The sequence below is a fragment of the Nitratireductor basaltis genome (assembly GCF_000733725.1).
Classification (GTDB): domain Bacteria; phylum Pseudomonadota; class Alphaproteobacteria; order Rhizobiales; family Rhizobiaceae; genus Chelativorans; species Chelativorans basaltis.
In genome coordinates, this window is the sequence record NZ_JMQM01000001.1 from 2,165,140 (window position 1) to 2,183,086 (window position 17,947).

General features: G+C 60.1%; 15 protein-coding genes. 8 read left to right on the forward strand and 7 right to left on the reverse strand.

Going from position 1 to position 17,947, the window contains the following annotated elements; all coding sequences use genetic code 11:
- Positions 1-1,095 carry a polyamine ABC transporter substrate-binding protein gene (locus tag EL18_RS10505; protein WP_036482663.1) on the reverse strand — a complete coding sequence of 365 codons (1,095 nt, stop codon included), beginning with the start codon at positions 1,093-1,095 and terminating at the stop codon, positions 1-3.
- A 123-nt stretch (positions 1,096-1,218) separates the two neighbouring features.
- On the reverse strand, positions 1,219-2,679 hold the full coding sequence (locus tag EL18_RS10510) for a glutamine synthetase family protein (RefSeq protein ID WP_341872062.1): 1,461 nt from the start codon (positions 2,677-2,679) through the stop codon (positions 1,219-1,221).
- Between the two features lie 161 nt (positions 2,680-2,840).
- Between EL18_RS10510 and EL18_RS10515 the strand changes: the two genes are divergently transcribed.
- The gene (locus EL18_RS10515; RefSeq protein ID WP_036482665.1) at positions 2,841-3,818 is read left to right on the forward strand and encodes an NADPH:quinone reductase; all 978 of its coding nucleotides are present in this window, start codon (positions 2,841-2,843) and stop codon (positions 3,816-3,818) included.
- A 208-nt stretch (positions 3,819-4,026) separates the two neighbouring features.
- Positions 4,027-4,893, forward strand: a complete 867-nt coding sequence (locus EL18_RS10520) for a LysR family transcriptional regulator (protein ID WP_036482668.1) — start codon at positions 4,027-4,029, stop codon at positions 4,891-4,893.
- Between the two features lie 2 nt (positions 4,894-4,895).
- Here EL18_RS10520 and EL18_RS10525 read toward each other — a convergent pair whose 3' ends face one another.
- Positions 4,896-6,323 (reverse strand): helix-turn-helix domain-containing protein, encoded by a 1,428-nt coding sequence (locus EL18_RS10525; RefSeq protein WP_036482671.1) that lies wholly within the window; start codon positions 6,321-6,323, stop codon positions 4,896-4,898.
- Positions 6,324-6,537: 214 nt separating this feature from the next.
- On the opposite strand from EL18_RS10525, the gene aceA reads away from it, so the two are divergent.
- The 6 genes from aceA (at position 6,538) to EL18_RS10555 (ending at position 13,270) form a co-directional block, all read left to right on the forward strand.
- Positions 6,538-7,824, forward strand: a complete 1,287-nt coding sequence (gene aceA, locus EL18_RS10530) for an isocitrate lyase (protein WP_036482673.1) — start codon at positions 6,538-6,540, stop codon at positions 7,822-7,824.
- A gap of 28 nt (positions 7,825-7,852) precedes the next feature.
- Positions 7,853-8,101, forward strand: coding sequence for an SMc00767 family acetate metabolism repressor (locus EL18_RS10535; protein WP_036482675.1), 249 nt, complete (start codon positions 7,853-7,855; stop codon positions 8,099-8,101).
- Positions 8,102-8,340: 239 nt separating this feature from the next.
- Positions 8,341-8,736: a PleD family two-component system response regulator gene (locus EL18_RS10540; RefSeq protein WP_051914021.1), complete on the forward strand. Its 396-nt coding sequence runs from the start codon at positions 8,341-8,343 to the stop codon at positions 8,734-8,736.
- 69 nt (positions 8,737-8,805) lie between these two features.
- Positions 8,806-10,239, forward strand: coding sequence for a glutamine synthetase family protein (locus tag EL18_RS10545; protein WP_036482678.1), 1,434 nt, complete (start codon positions 8,806-8,808; stop codon positions 10,237-10,239).
- 158 nt (positions 10,240-10,397) lie between these two features.
- Positions 10,398-11,684 (forward strand): NAD(P)/FAD-dependent oxidoreductase, encoded by a 1,287-nt coding sequence (locus EL18_RS10550; protein ID WP_036484565.1) that lies wholly within the window; start codon positions 10,398-10,400, stop codon positions 11,682-11,684.
- Positions 11,685-11,809: 125 nt separating this feature from the next.
- Entirely contained in the window at positions 11,810-13,270 is a 1,461-nt protein-coding gene (locus EL18_RS10555; RefSeq protein WP_036482679.1) for an NCS1 family nucleobase:cation symporter-1, read from the forward strand.
- 82 nt (positions 13,271-13,352) lie between these two features.
- On the opposite strand, the gene EL18_RS17815 is transcribed toward EL18_RS10555, so the two are convergent.
- The 4 genes from EL18_RS17815 to EL18_RS10570 form a co-directional block, all read right to left on the reverse strand.
- Entirely contained in the window at positions 13,353-13,703 is a 351-nt protein-coding gene (locus EL18_RS17815) for a hypothetical protein (protein ID WP_152552997.1), read from the reverse strand.
- Between the two features lie 90 nt (positions 13,704-13,793).
- Positions 13,794-15,566: an SLC13 family permease gene (locus EL18_RS10560; protein ID WP_036482681.1), complete on the reverse strand. Its 1,773-nt coding sequence runs from the start codon at positions 15,564-15,566 to the stop codon at positions 13,794-13,796.
- A 49-nt stretch (positions 15,567-15,615) separates the two neighbouring features.
- Positions 15,616-16,365, reverse strand: a complete 750-nt coding sequence (locus EL18_RS10565; RefSeq protein WP_036482683.1) for an SDR family oxidoreductase — start codon at positions 16,363-16,365, stop codon at positions 15,616-15,618.
- 24 nt (positions 16,366-16,389) lie between these two features.
- A complete protein-coding gene (locus EL18_RS10570; protein WP_036482684.1) occupies positions 16,390-17,865 on the reverse strand; it encodes an aldehyde dehydrogenase family protein in 1,476 nt (491 codons plus the stop codon).
- Positions 17,866-17,947 lie beyond the last annotated feature (82 nt).

Below are 17,947 nucleotides of genomic sequence, written 5' to 3' on the forward strand. Positions count from 1 at the left end.
TTACTGGCCTGTCGTCACCTTGGTCCAGCTGCGTGTGATGGTACGCTGCTCGCGCGGATTTGGCGGCGTGGTGGTGAAAAGCTTGGCCATCACGTCTTCCGGCGGATAGACGGCCGGATCACCGATCACCTCTTCGTCCAGAAGTTCCTGGGAGGCCTTGTTGCCATTGGCGTAGTAGACGTAGTTGGTCGCTTTCGCGATCACGTCGGGGCGCATGATGTAGTTGATGAATTCGTGGGCCTCTTCCACATGCGGGGCGTCGGCAGGGATGGCCATCTGGTCAAACCACATCTGCGCACCCTGTTGCGGGATCGAGTATTTTACCACGACGCCCTGATCCGCCTCCGCGGCACGGTCACGCGCCTGGAAGACGTCACCGGACCAGCCGACAGCGAGGCAGATGTCGCCATTGGCCAGAGCGTTGATATATTCGGAGGAGTGGAATTTGCGGATATGCGGACGAATTGCCAGCAGGGCTTCTTCCGCCTTCGCAATCGCTTCGGGATCACGTGCATCGGGATCCTCGCCGAGATAGTTGAGCGCGGCGGGGATCATCTCCGCGGGCGCATTGAGCATATGCACGCCGCAGTCCGCCAGCTTTTCAAGCTTCTCGGGATCAAACACGACATCCCAGTCGTCGATCGTGTCGGTGCCAAGGCGCTCCTCCACCATCTTGGCATTGTAGCCGATGCCGGTTGTGCCCCACATGTAGTTGATCGAGTACTCGTTGCCGGGATCATACTTCTCCGTACGCTCGGCGATCATCTCCCACATCTTGTCGAGATTGGTCAGCTTGGACTTGTCCAGCTTCTGGAACACGCCGGCCTGGATCTGGCGGGCGAGAAATGTGCCCGTTGGCACGACCACATCATAGCCCGTACCGCCGGCAAGCAGCTTGGTCTCGAGGATTTCGTTGGAATCGAAGACATCGTACTGAACCTTGATACCCGTCTCTTCGGTGAAGGCTTCAAGGATCGACTCGTCGATATAGTCGGACCAGTTGTAGACATTGACCACGCGGTCCTGCGCCTGTGCAGACAGTGCCATTGATGCCGCGAGTGCGGAGATGGCAGACAGAAGGGCAGCTTTTCTCATCGTCGGTATTACTCCCAGTGGCGGTGTTCCAGATGATGACGCCGTTTCAAATAGCGCGCTTTTTTCAAAAGCCTATTGTCGTTTTTGCAGTGCGACAAGCGGGAAATTACCGCCTGTCCAACCCTAGAGATAGGTTGTCCGCTCCAGCGGCGTGATCTCGCCCCAAAAGGCGATGATTTCCGCCCGCTTCAGGTCGCGATAGACCTTTGCAAGCAGCGGCCCCAATGCGCGATCGACGAATTTGGAACGCATGGTCAGTTGCAGGGCATCATCCATGTCGTCGGGAAGTTCCGGACCGGCCTCCGGATCATCATAGGCATTGCCCTCCACCATCGGCGGCGGGCGCAATCCGCCCTCTATGCCTTCGATCATGCCCTGAATGATGGCGCACATGACGAGATAGGGATTGGCATCGGCACCGGCGATGCGGTGCTCAACGCGCCGGTTTTCTTCGGTGGAGACGGGGATGCGCAATGCGACCGAGCGGTTGTTCTCCGCCCATACCGCCCGCGTCGGGGCGTAGGAACCCGGGGTGATGCGCCGGAAGCCGTTCCATGTGTTGATGAAAAGCAGGAGCGACTCCGGCATTGTCGTCAGAAGACCGGCAACGGCGGCTTCCAGCTTTGAGCGGCCCTCGTCGCCCGCGAAGATGTTGTTGCCATCCGCGTCACACATGGATGCATGCACATGCATGCCATTGCCCGCATATTCCAGGAAAGGCTTGGCCATGAAGGTTGCCATCAGACCCTTGGCGCGTGCGCATCCAGTCACGATACGGCGCAGGATGATGACGTCATCGCAGGCCCGCAGCGCATCGCCACGATGCTTCAGATTGACCTCGAACTGGCCTGGTGCCGCTTCCTTGATGATGGTGTCGATCGGCAGATTGTGCGCATCCGCGGCATCGCGGATCATGTCGAACAGTTCCTGATGCTCGGCAAGATCGTCCAGTCCGTACATGCGCAGCCGATCCGGCCCCGCCATCGCACCAACCGGTGCAGGCATGCCGTCGTCCCAATCTGTGCCCGGCTCAAGCAGATAGAACTCCAGCTCGAAGGCAACTGTCGGATAGAAGCCCTTTTCGTTGACCTCGGCGACCTTCTGCTTGAGCACCTGGCGTGCATCGGCCATATAGGGCTCGCCTTCAGGCGTGAATGTCTGAAGAAGCACCTGCGCCGTCTTGCGCTTGGCCCATGGCACGATGGCAAGCGAGCCACGTGTGGCGCGGCAATAGCCGTCCTGATCGCCTGTTTCGATGTGGAGGCCTGTTTCCTGCACTTCCCTGCCCCACACATCGAGCCCGTGCAGCGACATCGGGAAGTTGATGCCTTCCATATAGGCTTTCTTCAGGCTGTCGGCGGGAGACCACTTGCCGCGTATGATGCCATTGGGATCCACCAGCAGAAATTCGACAGCCTCGAGATCGGGATGTTCGGCCACGAAGGCCCGGTATTCCGCCTCATGCTCGGGTGTCATGAAATCATATTCCGGCTCGGCTGGAGGAGTGGCCGGGGCGGAGCTTCCGCTTCCCGATCCACCGTTTGCTGCACCCGTCATGGGCCGCTCGGTCTCGCTGTGGCGCAATTTGTTCCTGCTGGTTTGTTGATCTTCTGACGAAACCTGCTCCGCTTCGCATTGCCCTGTCAATGGCGAAGGCATGCCTTAAATACGAAGTTTATACGTAACGCTGTTGCAAGCCTCTCTGCCGCATGATCGCATGGGGACAGGACCGATGGGGGAGTAAGATGAAAGCAGCCTGGTACGAGCATAACGGCCCTGCAGCCCGCGTGCTGGAAGTCGGCGACATGCCTGCACCGAAGCCCGGAGCGGGTGAAGTTCGCGTGCGGCTGCACACCTCCGGCGTCAATCCGTCGGATGTGAAGGGTCGCAAGGGTCGTGAGCCGGTTGCGCCACGCATCATTCCCCATAGCGACGGCGCAGGCGAGGTCGATCTTGTCGGCGATGGGGTCAATCACGCGCGCATTGGCGAGCGGGTCTGGATATGGAACGGACAATGGCGCAGGCCCTTCGGCACTGCCGCCGAATATATCGTCGTGCCCGAGGAGCAGGCTGTTGCCCTTCCAAAGCAGGCCGATTACGCCGCAGGAGCATGTTTCGGCATCCCCGCATTGACCGCCAGTCACGCCGTCAATCTGCATGGAGAGATAGGCGGCAAGACGCTCCTCATAACCGGTGCAGGCTCTTCCGTCGGGTACTACGCCGTGCAATTCGCGAAGGCGAAGGGCGCGCGTGTGATCGGCACGGCATCGGGGGCACGGGCGGACCTCGCGCGGCAGGCGGGCGCCGATTTCGTAATCGACTACAAGGTCAAGGACGTGACCAAGGTCGTGAAGGACCTGACCAGTGGCAAGGGCGCGCATGGCATCATCGACATGGATTTTTCATCGACCGCCTCGCTCATCGCGAATGGGGTGCTCGCGCCACATGGAAAGACTGTCTGCTACGGGTCCAATGCCCATGGCGACGTGCAGGTATCCTTTCCCACCATGTTGTGGAACAGCCTGACACTCCAGATTTTCCTCGTCTACGAATTGCTGCCGCAGGAACGCAAGGCGGCAATCGAGCAACTCAACCGCGAGATCTCAGCCGGTCATCTGAAGCATGCTATCGGCAAGCGGTTTCGGCTGGACGACATCGTTGCCGCGCATGAAGCAGTGGAGAACGGTGAAGTTGCTGGGAATGTGGTGATCGACATCAGCTGATGCGGAGCCAGCGAAGCAGGCGGAGAACACCGCGCCGTTTTCTCTGCTTGGGGCCGGCGGTGCCGCTTTCGTGGCTGTTTTTCAGAAAATGCTGAACGAGTACCAACCCTGCCACATATTCCATGATGCGCTCCATTTGTCGAAAATGAAACACTGAACGCATGCACGGTGACTTGCAGCGTCGAATTGCGCATGCAATTTTTCATTTATGAAAAAGCTCGACTGGGATGATCTGCGCCTGTTTCTCCATGTCGCCCGTTCCGGCGGCCTTTCGGCTGCGTGCAAGGCAGCGGGCACAAGCCCTGCAACAGCAGGGCGGCGCATGCTTGCGCTTGAAGAGGCGCTGGGTTGCCGGTTGTTCACGCGCAGCGCGCGGGGCTACGGCCTGACTGACGAGGGGCGCAAGCTGCTTGACCATGTACAAGCGATGGAGACTGCAATGCAGCCTCTCAACGCTTGGCAAGAGGGTATCCGCAAACGCTCCCAGGTGCGCATTTCCGCAGGCAGCTGGACCGCTCAGTTCTGCGCGCAGAACCTCTCCCGGCTCTGGCGGAGTTCCGACACGTTCATGCTGGCGTTCAAGTCAACCGAAGCGCGGCTCGATCTGGCACATCGGGAAGCCGAAATCGGCCTGCGCAATGCCGCGCCAACCAGCGCAAATCTCGCAGCACGCCAGCTCGGCGAGGTTGCGTTCGCGCCCTACCGTGCACGAGGAAGCGGGGTGGAAAACCAATGGATTGCCATTGACCCGGCAGCGGCATCGACACCTTCAGCACACTGGCTAAACAGGAGGACGGAGGCGGAGGTGGTTGTTTATGCCAATGCACCGCGCATGCTTCATGATCTTGTGCGCACTGGTCTGGGCATCGCGATACTTCCCTGCTTTGTCGGCGACCGTGATGCCGATCTGGAGCGCTGCGGCTCCCTGATTGAGGAGCTTACCAGCAAGCAGTGGATCACCATGCACAATGATGATCGTCATCGTTCGGAAATCCGCACGGTGATCGACAGGCTTTCCCGCCTGTTATCCGATCACGCTCCCCTCTTTCGCGGGGAACGCCCCATCGGCGGCTAAACTCACTGGAAATCATAGGCGGAGAAACCGGTGACGGCTTCATCAAGCCCGATCGGCCTTGTCAGCGGCGGCTCGGCGCGGGAGAGGCAACCGGTGCGTTCGCACAGGCGACAGGCCGGACCGATTGGAAGCGCGGCCACATCCTTTGACACCAGCAGGGATGGGCGATAGGCGAGCTTATCGGTATGTTCCAGATCGCATCCAAGCAGGATTGCGGTGCGGCGCGGACGCTCGTGATAGGCTGTTGCCGGACCATCCACAGTTCGCGCAATCGTGGCAAACAGTCCGCCATCGGGCATCTCCGCCGCTTCGACGAGCACACGCCCTGGTTCCGCGAAGCAGGCATGATGGCTGAGCTTGGGACAGGCGCCGCCGAAGCGGTCATGCGGGAAACCTTCCGCACCGATGCGGCGAAGGCGGTTGCCTGCGTGATCGATTTCGACCAGGAAAAAAGGGATTGCCGAAGCACCGGGTCTTGCCAAGGTCACCAGCCTTGTCGCCGCCTGCTCGAAAGACACCGAGAAACGCGAAGCCAGCACCGCCACGTCATGTTTTGCGCGTCCGGCCTGCGTGAGAAACGCCTGATATGGCATCATCAGCGCGAGCGCCGCATAGCGGGCCATCTCGAAGCGGGCGAGCCTGCGTGCCTCATCGGTGCTCAACTTCAGATCTGCCACACCCCGATCGATGGCGACCTGCATGCGGATGAGAGCGGTCTCCATCGCGATCTCGCGCAACTGGTCTGCCGGCGAAAGCCGCTCCGATATGAAAAGACGCTGGGAGTGGCGATCATAACGCCGGCGCCAGTTGGGCATGGTTGCAGCCGGCAGCACACGCACGGAAATCCCCTGCTCACGCAACAGCCAGTCCTTGAGCGCCGGAAGCAAGCCTTCCTTCACATCCAGAAGCTTCAAGAACGATTCGGCCTCGTCTTCGATCGCGGGGAAGTGGTAGGGCCGACGCTCGAGCGCTCCGCGGACTTCATCCACGGGCAGTCGCTTGGCGGTGACGGCGGTGGCGCGCCCTTCGCTGGCAAGCATCTGTGACAGATCGCTGAGGCGCTCGGCCTGCTCGCGATAGGCGCGGTAGAGCTTCACCAGCGCCAGGGCAGCATTGGGAGAAGCCTCTACGGTCTCGGCCAGTTCGTGCATGCCCGGCATCTCGCCGGCAAGAAGGGGGTCGGCAAAAACCTCTTTCAGTTCAGCCAGAGAGGTGGCGTTCTCGCCCTGCAATTCCTCCGGATTGATCCGATAGACCGAAGCCAGCTTGAGCAGAAGCTGCACGGTGAGTGGCCGCTGATTGCGCTCGATCAGATTGAGATAGGACGGGGATATGCCAAGGCCCTCCGCCATCGCGGTCTGGCTGAGGCCCTTTTCGTTGCGAATGCGCCTGATCCGGGCGCCAGCAAATATCTTCTGACTCGCAGCCATTTTACATCCCTTTACAGATGCTCTCCAATGGAAGCATTCTTTTACATTTTTTACAAATTTACTGAAGCGACTTGTCGAAAGCAATACAATTCAACGCGTTTCTGCAGCTGTAAAATCATGTTTTCCTCTACATCCGCCGATACACCTGCGTATCTTCCAGAAAAGCCATGCTGATTGGGCATCAGGTTTTACGGACTTTACAAAGGAGACTGCAATGAGCGAATTCGACAACTTGATCCAGAACGCACCCGCTGGCCGCTATGAGGGCATTTCGCGGCCCTATACGGCAGAAGACGTAAAGCGGCTGCGGGGTTCGGTGGAGATTCGCTACACCCTGGCAGAAAAGGGTGCCGAGCGCCTCTGGAAGCTCATTCACGAGGAAGATTTCGTCAATGCGCTCGGCGCGCTTTCCGGCAACCAGGCGATGCAGATGGTTCGCGCCGGCCTGAAGGCCATCTATCTGTCGGGCTGGCAGGTTGCCGCCGACGCCAATACCGCATCTGCCATGTATCCGGACCAGTCGCTCTACCCCGCAAATGCCGGACCGGAGCTTGCCAAGCGCATCAACAAGACCCTGCAGCGAGCAGACCAAATCGAGACGGCAGAAGGCAATCGCTCGGTCGACACATGGTTCGCACCGATTGTTGCAGATGCGGAAGCCGGTTTCGGCGGACCGCTCAACGCCTTCGAGATCATGAAGGCCTATATCGAGGCCGGTGCGGCAGGCGTTCACTTCGAGGATCAGCTCGCTTCTGAAAAGAAGTGCGGCCATCTGGGCGGCAAGGTCCTGATCCCGACCTCGGCGCATATCCGCAACCTGACCGCAGCACGACTGGCTGCCGATGTCATGGGCACGTCGACGCTCGTCATTGCACGCACGGATGCGGAAGCGGCAAAGCTTCTCACCTCCGACATCGATGAGCGCGACCGCCCCTTCGTCGACTATGACCGGGAGCGTACGGCGGAAGGCTTCTATCATGTCCGCAACGGGCTGGAGGCCTGTATTGCCCGCGCGAACGCCTATGCACCCTATTGCGACCTCATCTGGTGCGAGACATCCAAGCCGGATCTCGACCAGGCGCGGCGTTTCGCAGAAGGCGTGCACAAGGAGCATCCGGGCAAGCTACTCGCCTACAACTGCTCGCCGTCCTTCAACTGGAAGAAGAACCTGGACGATGCGACCATTGCCAAGTTCCAGCGCGAGCTGGGCGCCATGGGCTACAAGTTCCAGTTCATCACGCTCGCAGGTTTCCACCAGCTCAATTACGGCATGTTCGAGCTGGCCCGCGGCTACAAGGACCGGCAGATGGCAGCCTATTCGGAACTGCAGGAAGCGGAGTTTGCCTCCGAGGCCAATGGCTACACCGCCACAAAGCATCAGCGCGAAGTCGGTACCGGATATTTCGATGCCGTATCCATGGCCATAACGGGTGGCCAGTCATCAACCACCGCCATGAGCGAATCTACCGAAACAGCACAATTCCGCCCTGCTGCGGAATAACGGCAAAGTCTGACGAAAGGAGCCAGTCATGAAGCCGAATACCCGAGTCAAGGAACGCACTGAAGAACAGGCCACGGCAATGAACGCCGATCAGCAGGCGCTCGTACGCATGGTTGCCAATGACCTGCATCGCCTGAACCAGTCGGTCATGAAAGCGGTCGAGGCGGGTGTGTCGGTCGAACTGGTCCGCTCGGCCCGCCATCACGGGCAAGGCAATTGGGGCGACCTGCTGGTGCCGGTCATCGTCACCAACGGCCTTGCTGCCGCGGCCCAATAGCACACAGACAAACTTCCCTGCCCCAGGAGCCTCGCATCGCCAGATGCGGGGCTTTCTTTCCGTATTCGCGTGGTTCCGCACTACAACTGTTTACCCGCATAGTTATGCGGGTTGACAACCTTCAATACTGGTACAGTATGCAATACTTGATTCAACCGGGCATTGCGCAACCGGCCGTATTGGTTTCAGACATGCAGAAACGATCTTGGGAAGCAGCAGCTCCACTTGAAGCTGCTGACATGGGTGGGAGAACAAACAATGAAGCCGGCAAAAATGTACTGATCGTATCGCAGTCGCCCGTAAACCGTATTGTGGTTGCACGCTCGCTGGAGCGTTCGCTTCTGAAATCCGAAGCCGTTGCACCGGATGTTGCTCTCGCCGCGCTGGAACGCGTGAAGCCATGGCTCGTCATCATCGATGAGCAGGGAAGCGAGCCGGTTCTGGACAAACTCCTGGCAAGGCTCGCGCAGCAGCGAAAGGCGAGCGAAACCCGCGCACTTCCCCTGGCGCTTCTCATCGCGCGTGACAGCAATGCCAAGGAAGCCGCTTCGCAAATCTTCAATTCCGTGCTGGTCAGGCCGGTGACACCCGATGTCCTCTTGCCTGTAGTGGAGCGACTGGCGCGGACGGTGTGAGTGCCCCCCCCTTCCCTCGAAGAAGGCCGGTGATATACTCGGCCAATTCGAAGCACTCATTGGTGATTGATGCTGGACAAGAAAAAAGACGGCCGCTCCGCCGGCAAAGGCGGGCGGGTTCGCACGCCGGCATTCGTGAAAAATCTGCGTGGGGTTCGCGACTGGAAAGAGGCCAGCGGCTGGCTGGACTGGCGCGGTATCGAAGATATCGAGTGCATAACCCCGGATCAGGCGGGCGTGGCACGCGGCAAGATGATGCCGTCGAAGAAGTTCACCTCGAATACGTCCCTGGCCCTGCCTTCGGCTGTTTTCATGACAACGATCTCCGGTGCGTATCCGGAAGATGGCGGCGGTTTCGTCTATCCGCAGGATGACGGCGACCTGAAGCTGGTGCCCGACCTCTCGACGCTCTGCGTCGTGCCATGGGAGAGCGACCCGACTGCGCAGGTGATCTGCGATCTCGTGCGCCAGGATGGCCAACTGGTCGAGTTCACGCCGCGCAACGTGCTGCGCCGCGTGCTTGATGTCTATGCCGAGCATGGCCTGAAGCCCATCGTGGCGCCGGAGATCGAATTCTACCTCGTTCACAAGAACCCCGATCCCGACTATCCGCTGACACCGCCGGTGGGGCGCACCGGTCGTCCCATTGGCGGTGGACAGGGCTATTCCATTGCGGGCGTCAACGAGTTCGACGAACTGATCGACGACATCTACCACTTCTCCGAAAGCCAGGGGTTGGAGATCGATACGCTGATCCACGAAGAGGGCGCTGGCCAGCTTGAGATCAATCTGCGCCACGGCGACCCGATCGTGCTGGCCGACCAGGTGTTCATGTTCAAGCGCACGATCCGCGAGGCAGCGCTGAAACATGACATCTACGCGACCTTCATGGCAAAGCCGATCGCCGACCAACCCGGTTCGGCCATGCATATCCACCAGTCCATCGTGGATGCGAAGACCGGCAGGAACGTCTTTTCCGACGAGAATGGCGAAGAAACCGACACGTTCCGCCACTTCATCGGCGGACTACAGCGCCACATACCGAACGCGCTCATCATGCTTGCGCCTTATGTGAATTCCTATCGCCGGCTGACACAGGGCACCTCGGTTCCGGTCAACACGCGCTGGGGTTACGACAACCGCACCACTGCATTCCGTGTGCCCCGCTCTGATCCGGCCGCAAGGCGCGTGGAGAACCGCATCCCATCCTCGGATGCCAATCCCTATCTGGCGCTCGCCTGCTCGCTTGCCTGCGGTCTTGTCGGCATTCTCGACAAGACGGAGCCCGATGCACCGGCCGGTACCGCGGTAAACCAGGACGAGATCGAGCTGCCACGCGGTCTTCTGGAAGCGGTGGCGCTCTTCGAGGCCGATGACGCGCTGCGCCGCATCCTTGGCGACAGCTTCGTCACCACCTATGCCGCCATCAAGAAGGCCGAATTCGAGACCTTCATGCGTGTGATCAGCCCGTGGGAGCGGGAGTATCTGTTGTTGAATGTTTGAATGGTGAATGGTGAATGGTGAATGGTGAATGGTGAATGGTGAGGCAGCGATGACCTAGCTTGCCTGTCAAGCAAAGCTGGAAGATTTGCGGCATCCGTCGCGCCTTCTTCCTATTCACTATTCCCTATTCTCCATTCACCACCCATCCCGAGCCTTCCATGCCCTATCAATCTCCAATCTCCCCCGGCATATCCTGGTACGAAGCAACGGTCGGCGAGCGGCCGGAATATGCGCCGCTGGATGGTGACGCGCGTTGCGACGTGGTGGTTGTTGGCGGCGGGTTTACCGGGGTCTCTGCCGCGGTGCATCTGGCGAAGGCCGGGGTCAATGTCATCCTTGTCGAGGCGCATCGCATCGGCGATGGCGCATCCGGGCGCAATGGCGGGCAGATGGGCACCGGTCAACGCGCCTGGCCGGAAGAGCTCGAGGAAGAGCTCGGCTTCACCCGTGCCAAGGCACTTTTCGATCTTGCGGAAGAAGCCAAGCATCATCTCATGGACTTTGCCGAAACCAACGGCATCGAGATCGACTACATGCCGGGGCAGATTTCGGTCGCGCACAAGAAGCGCTACCTGAAAGACTATCGCGCCCATGCAGAGATCATGGCGACGCGTTTCGGCTATCCGCATGTCAGCTATATCGACGGCGATGAGGCTGCATCGCTCTTGGGCTCCCACCGCTACCATGGCGGAGTGCGCGACTCTGGTACCGGGCATATCCATCCGATGAAGCTTGTCGTGGGCAGCGCGCGCGTTGCGGCTGAAGCCGGTGCACGGCTTTGCGAAAAGACGCCTGCTACGAAGATCGCCTCGGACGGTGGGAAGGTGTGCGTCAGCACCCCATACGGAACCATAACTGCCGACAAATGCCTGATGGCCACCAATGCCTATGGCAAGGATCTGGAGCCGAAGACGGCCTCACATCTGATGCCGATCGGGTCCTTCATTGCAGCCACCGAGCCTCTTGGCGATGACAGCGATGTTCTTCCCGGTCGCGAAGCCGTGGACGACTCCCGCTTCGTGGTCCGCTATTTCCGCCGCACCAAGGACGGGCGCCTGCTCTTTGGTGGGCGCGAGGCCTATTCGCAGTCAACGCCAGCCGCCATCGAAGAATTGCTGCGTCGGCAGATCACAGAGGTCTATCCGCAGCTCGACGGGGTGAAGATCACCCATGCCTGGGGCGGGTATGTGGGCATCACCATGCCGCGCAAGCCCTTCGTGCGCGAGGTCATGCCCAATGTCATATCCGCCGGTGGCTATTCCGGCCATGGCGTGATGCTCTCCAACTTCACCGGCAAGCTCTATGCCGAAGCCGTCAGCGGCAATCGCGACCGGTTGAAGTTGCTTGAAGAATTGAAGATCCCGTCGTTCCCGGGCGGCTCCATGTTCCGCCCGGCCCTGCTCTTTCTCGCGCTCAACTGGTACGCGCTGCGCGACCGTATCTGATATCCGTCTGGAACACCGCCATGCACAGAGCGCATGACAGAAGCGCGTATTGCTAAGGTCTACGAACTAGCGCTGCGTGAAACTATGGGTTTACCATGTTCTCCTCACCTCGGAGGGAGAACAAAATGAACAATAACGACTTCAACATCACGGGCGGCGATCCGTCTCTTTACAACGAAGATCTGGCACCATTGCCCCTGTCGGAACGCAAATGGGGCTCGTTCGAGATCTTCAATGTGTGGTCCAACGATATCCAGTCGCTCTTTGGCTACACGCTTGCAGCGACACTTTTCGTGACATCGGGACTGAATGGCTGGTGGGTCTTTGCTGCCATCATTCTGGCAGGACTGATCGTGATGGGGCTCGTGAACCTGACCGGCAAGCCCTCGGTTGAATATGGCATTCCCTATCCGGTGATCGCGCGTGCCGCGATGGGTGTGCGTGGGGCGAATTTCCCCGCCATGGTTCGCGGCATCGTCGCCATTTTCTGGTACGGCGTGCAGACCTATTTTGCCTCCACTGCGGTGGCCATGCTGATTTACGCGCTGTTTGGCGGCAAGGAAGGAGGCACCTTTTTAGGCCTGACTGGTGTTGACTGGATTGCCTATCTATTCGTTTCCGCGTTCCAGGTCGCGCTGTTCATGCGCGGGATGGACTGGGTGACGAAGTTCCTGAACTTTGCCGGCCCCGCCGTCTATGCGGTCATGATCCTGATGGCGCTTTATATCTGGTACGCGGCGGGTAACGAGCTGTTTTCAGCACTGGGTGCGATCTTCGAGCCAGCGGAGGGAAGCACCAGCGGTCTTCTGGCCTTTTTGGGCGTTGTCGGCACGATGATCGCGTATTTCGCGGCAGTGGTGATCAACTATGGAGACTTCTCACGCTTCGTGAAAAGCCCGGCCAAAATGCGCATGGGCAATTTTCTGGGCCTGCCGGTCAGCCTGGCGCTGTTCAGCTTCCTGACCATGTGGACGACAGCCGGCGCTACGGTGCTGTTTGGCGAGACGCTGACCAGCCCCGCGGAGATGGTCGCCAAGGTGGACAGCGTGTTTTTGACCCTGATCGCGGCCCTGACCTTCTTCGGCGCCACGGTGGGTATCAATCTCGTCGCGAACTTCATCCCGCCAGCCTATGACCTCGCCAATTTGGCACCGTCCAAGATTTCGGCGCGGACCGGGGGGCTGATTACCGCAGCCATCGCCTTCTTCATCGGCGCTCTCTGGGTGACCGCGATCTCGAATATGGGCATCCCGGTCTTCGTCGACACGCTCGGAGCCGTACTCGCACCGCTCTACGGCATTCTGGTCGCCGACTACTATCTGGTGCATAAGGGCAAGCTGGACCTGGCCGACCTTTACTCGACAGATCCGGATGCACGCTACGCCTACAGCAATGGCTGGAACAAGCGCGCTTTCATCGCCTTTGGCATTGCCGCCTTCTTCTCGGTTCTGACCGTGCATGTGCCGATGCTGCAGGCACTTTCCGGCTTTGCCTGGATCATGGGCGCGATCCTTGGCGGCGGCATCCATGTCTTCCTGTCGAGACAAGCTGCCATCGAAACGCCGGGCATGGCCCCGGCGGAATGAGCGGATAGCTATCGACCATAGCGACACCCCGTCCCAATCCGACGGGGTGTATTCGCTTTTCGGGCAGAAGCATCCGGAATGGCTACCAGCTTATGCTACCGCCAATGCCGTGGGAATCGGATTGCGATCCGGTAGCCCATTCCGGCAACTCACCCGTCGTGTTGTCCCTGTATATCTGCGCACCGTTGGCCGTAGGACGATCGGCTATGAGTTTGTCGTAGTGGGGCACATTGGCGGCATCGGACGCACGCGAAATGGGAAACGAGTTCTTCGTCGCCGCCGACCTGGAAGGATGTGCAGCGCCAACCGCAGCATCTGATCCACGAGCATGCGGTACCGAACTTTTCTGCGCGATTGGCGTGAATTCCACATCAGGATCAGCACAACCGGCGAGCGAGAGCGTCGACAGGATTCCCAGTACTTGCAATCTCATTTTCAAAACTCCGAAAAACTCGATTGCAGCCCGCCCAAAGTGACAATTTCACGGCTGGGCGCGTGACCGATTGTCACGCGCCAATATCATCTAAAGCGGCCAGAAAATCAGGATCGCGGGCACCGCCACGGCGATTATGAGGATTTCCAGCGGCAGGCCCATGCGCCAGTAATCGCCGAAGCGGTAGCCGCCCGGGCCCATGATGATGGTGTTGTTCTTGTGGCCGATGGGCGTGAGGAAGGCGCAGGATGCGGCAACCGCGACACCCATAAGGAACGGGTCGGGCGAAACGTTCAGCGATTGCGCAATGGACAGGCCGACCGGCGCGGCCACGAGAGCGGTGGCGACATTGTTCAGGAAGTCCGACAGGGTCATGGTCACGATCATCAGAAGCGTGAGGATTGCCCAGGCCGGCAGCGCGCCTGTGAGCGACAGGATGGCTTCAGCGATAAGCTGCGTTCCGCCGGATGTTTCGAGCGCGAGGCCCAGCGGGATGAGCGAGGCGAGCAGCACGATTACCGGCCATTCCACGGCCTCATAGACTTCGCGGGCGCTGACAATGTTGAAGAGCGCGTAGATACCCACAACTGCCGCAAGTGCAACGGCCAGGGGCACGAAGCCTGCAACCGCAGTTGCTACTGCTGCAGCAAATATGCCGATCGCGAAGAGTGCCTTTGAACGCTGGATAACAGTGTGGCTCTTTTCCGCCAGCGGCAGGACGCCGAGCCACTCCGCAGCATCGTTGACGCGGCTTTGCGGTCCCAAAAGCAGAACGACGTCGCCCGGTTTGATTGTGAGCTTGCGCACGCGCTCACGGAAGCGGCGGCCCTGGCGGGAGACGCCGAGCAGCGTCACGCCGCGACGGTAGAGCAGGCGCAAATCCATGGCGGTGCGGCCCACCATGCGCGCATTGTCGGGAACGATCGCCTCGACCAGCGTCAGCGACTTTCCACGCAACCCGCCGTGATCCTCGGTACCTGGCGTGTCGAGATCGGCAGCACCGATGAAGGCTTCGATCGACTTGGGATCACCTTCGAGCACGATATGATCGCTCTTGCGGATCTCCTCGCCTGCCGCGAAGCCGCGCAGGCGCTTGCCGTTGCGCACGAGGCCCAGAATGGTGATGTCGTGCTCGTCTGCGAGCGGGAAGAGGTCGCTTGGCGTCTTGCCGATGCTTTTCGATTTCTCGCTCACACCGGCTTCGGCAACGAAAAGGCCCGTGTCTCCGCCCTCGCCTACGGTGGCACGGGTGGCGCTTTCGGGGATCAGACGCCAGCCGATGGTCGTGACAAAAGCGATGCCAACAAACGCGCAGACAAGACCTACCGGTGAGAAGTCGAACATGGAGAAGGGTTCGCCAAGCGCGCGGTCGCGAAACTGGGCGATGACGATGTTCGGCGGCGTGCCGATCAGAGTGATCATGCCGCCGAGGATCGTTGCGAAAGACAGAGGCATCAGCGAGCGGGAGACCGGCCGCTTGGCCTTCTCCGCCGCCTCGATGTCGAGCGACATCAGCATGACGAGTGCCGCGACATTGTTGATGATCGCGGACATGGCAGCACCAACGACGGACATGATGCCGATATGGGTGGAAAGCGAGCGTCCGGCTGAAATCACGAAGCGGGCTACGAGCTCAACCGCGCCTGCATTCATCATGGCACGCGAGACAATCAGCACCAGCGCAATAATGATGACGGCCTCGTGGCCGAAACCTTCAAACGCATGTTCGGCGGGGATGACCCCGCCGATAACTGCAATGACCAGAGCGGCAAATGCCACCAGATCGTATCTGATGCGCCCCCAGACGAGAAAGGCAAAAACGAAGCCCAGAAGCGTGAAAAGGAATATCTGCTCGTAAGTCATGAGGGGCAAAGTCCGTCGAACTGAAAAGGTTCAAAGCCCCTCGCAACTATCAGATGCAGCGGCCTCCATCTACCTCGAGCGCAACACCGGTGATGAATTCGGCTTCATCGGAGGCAAGCCACAGGGCGGCGTTGGCGATGTCGAGCGGCGTCGACAGGCGGCCAAGCGGTACGGAAGCGCGGAACTGCGCGCGTTTTTCAGGTGTGTCCTCGCCCATGAACTGCGCCAGCATGCCGGTTTCGCCAGCCACCGGGCAGAGGCAGTTCACACGCACATTCTTCGGGGCAAGCTCCACGGCCATGGACTTGGTGGCGGTGATGGCCCAGCCTTTAGAGGCGTTGTACCAGGTCAGCCCCGGACGCGGACGAAGGCCTGCCGTCGAAGCGGTGGTGATGATGGAGCCGCCGCCCTGCTTCTCCATGATCGGCACCACCACGAGTGCCGCATGGTAGATCGCCTTCATGTTGACGGCAGTGATCAGGTCGAACGTGTTCTCGTCCACATCCAGCATGCTGCCATTGGTATGGGTGTAGCCGGCATTGTTGACCATGATGTCGATGCGGCCGAATTTTTCCATTGCCGTGTCGGCCATGTGCTGAACGTCTTCCTTGCGGGAGACGTCCGCCTTTACGGGAACAGCCGCGTCACCGATCTCACCGGCGACACGTTCTGCACCTTTGATGTTGAGATCGGCGACGATCACCTTTGCGCCTTCCTCGGCAAAGCGCTTGGCCATGCCCTCACCGAAACCGGAAGCCGCTCCGGTGATGATGGCGGTCTTGCCTTCCAGACGAGCCATGAATGGATCCTTCTTTTTCTGTTCTTATCCGTGATTGAAGACGACGGTCTTGGTGGCCGACATGTCGAAGAGGGCCTCGAAGCCCTTCTCGCGCCCGTGACCGGACTTGCCGAAGCCGCCAAAGGGCAGCTCGATGCCGCCGCCTGCGCCATAGCCGTTGACGAATACCTGACCGGCGCGCACGCGTTTGGCGACGCGATGCTGGCGCGCGCCATTGGCGGTCCAGATGCCCGCAACAAGGCCATAGTCTGTGCTGTTGGCGAGGCGGATGGCATCTGCCTCATCCTCGAAGCTGAAGAGTGACAGGACGGGGCCGAATACCTCTTCGCGGGCGATATCCATTTCAGGATCGACCGCGCCGAAGAGTACCGGTGCATGGTAGTAGCCGGCTTCGGGGGCATCGGCAGCGATCGAGCCGCGGGCCAGAACCTTGGCACCGGCCTTTTCCGCCGCTTCCACCATGGCTGCGACCTTTGTCTGCTGGTTGCGATTGACCAGCGGACCAAGATCGAGATCGGCATCATGTGGACCGGCCACCAGCTTTGCGAAACGCTCGGCCAGCGCATCGGCCACGCGGTCATAGACCGGCTTCTCGATCAGGATGCGGCTGCCGGCAGAGCAGGTCTGCCCGCCATTCTGGATGATGGCGTTGACGAGGACGGGAAGTGCCGCCTCGATATCTGCATCGGCGAAGACGATCTGGGGCGACTTCCCGCCAAGTTCCATCGTGACGCCGCGATTGTTGGTCGCCGCTGCCTGCTGGATGGCCGTACCCGTGCCTGGTGAACCGGTGAAGGTGACATAGTCGACCAGCGGATGGGCGGACAGTGCCGCACCGGCATCGCGGCCATAGCCGGTCACGACGTTGAAGACGCCTTCGGGAAAGCCTGCTTCCAGAGCCAGTTCGGCGATGCGGATGGTGGTCAGCGAAGCATCCTCCGCAGGCTTCACCACCAGGGTGTTACCCATGGCAAGTGCTGCACCGGCAACACGAGCCAGGATCTGCAGCGGGTAGTTCCACGGGATGATGCCAGCCACCACGCCATGCGGCTCGCGCGTGGTGAGTGCGGTGTAACCATCAAGGAAGGGGATCGTGTCGCCATGAACCTTGTCCGCCGCACCGCCATAAAACTCGTAATAGCGCATGGTGGCGGTGACATCGGCGCGCCCCTGGCGGACCGGCTTGCCGGTGTCGCGCGACTCAAGTGCTGCCAGTTCCTCGAAATTCTCTTCGACCAGTGTTCCAAGCCGCGTGATAAGACGACCGCGCTCGACTGCCGGCATGCGGCTCCAGGGGCCCTCGTGGAAGGCCTTGTGTGCCGAGCGCACCGCGCGGTCGACATCCGCCTCTCCCGAAGCCGGAATGGATGCGAAGACCTCGCCATCCGATGGCGAAGCGACATCAATGCGCTCGCCTGAAAGCGCATCAACCGACTTTCCGTCGATGAGCTGCATGAAGGCGCGCCCTTGCGCCACCGTGGTGGAAAAATGACTACCCATATTCTTGTCCTCCGGCTTGCCTTGTAACGAGGCCGGCCTATCCTGCCTTGGGCCAAGTGAGAAACCTTCGCCACACCAGGTG

Coding starts and splice junctions, on each gene's coding strand:
- EL18_RS10505 (WP_036482663.1), bottom strand. CDS start 1,095: ATGAGAAAAGCTGCCCTTCTGTCTGCCATCTCCGCACTCGCGGCATCA.
- EL18_RS10515 (WP_036482665.1), top strand. CDS start 2,841: ATGAAAGCAGCCTGGTACGAGCATAACGGCCCTGCAGCCCGCGTGCTG.
- EL18_RS10520 (WP_036482668.1), top strand. CDS start 4,027: ATGAAAAAGCTCGACTGGGATGATCTGCGCCTGTTTCTCCATGTCGCC.
- EL18_RS10525 (WP_036482671.1), bottom strand. CDS start 6,323: ATGGCTGCGAGTCAGAAGATATTTGCTGGCGCCCGGATCAGGCGCATT.
- aceA (WP_036482673.1), top strand. CDS start 6,538: ATGAGCGAATTCGACAACTTGATCCAGAACGCACCCGCTGGCCGCTAT.
- EL18_RS10535 (WP_036482675.1), top strand. CDS start 7,853: ATGAAGCCGAATACCCGAGTCAAGGAACGCACTGAAGAACAGGCCACG.
- EL18_RS10540 (WP_051914021.1), top strand. CDS start 8,341: ATGGGTGGGAGAACAAACAATGAAGCCGGCAAAAATGTACTGATCGTA.
- EL18_RS10545 (WP_036482678.1), top strand. CDS start 8,806: ATGCTGGACAAGAAAAAAGACGGCCGCTCCGCCGGCAAAGGCGGGCGG.
- EL18_RS10550 (WP_036484565.1), top strand. CDS start 10,398: ATGCCCTATCAATCTCCAATCTCCCCCGGCATATCCTGGTACGAAGCA.
- EL18_RS10555 (WP_036482679.1), top strand. CDS start 11,810: ATGAACAATAACGACTTCAACATCACGGGCGGCGATCCGTCTCTTTAC.
- EL18_RS17815 (WP_152552997.1), bottom strand. CDS start 13,703: ATGAGATTGCAAGTACTGGGAATCCTGTCGACGCTCTCGCTCGCCGGT.
- EL18_RS10560 (WP_036482681.1), bottom strand. CDS start 15,566: ATGACTTACGAGCAGATATTCCTTTTCACGCTTCTGGGCTTCGTTTTT.
- EL18_RS10565 (WP_036482683.1), bottom strand. CDS start 16,365: ATGGCTCGTCTGGAAGGCAAGACCGCCATCATCACCGGAGCGGCTTCC.
- EL18_RS10570 (WP_036482684.1), bottom strand. CDS start 17,865: ATGGGTAGTCATTTTTCCACCACGGTGGCGCAAGGGCGCGCCTTCATG.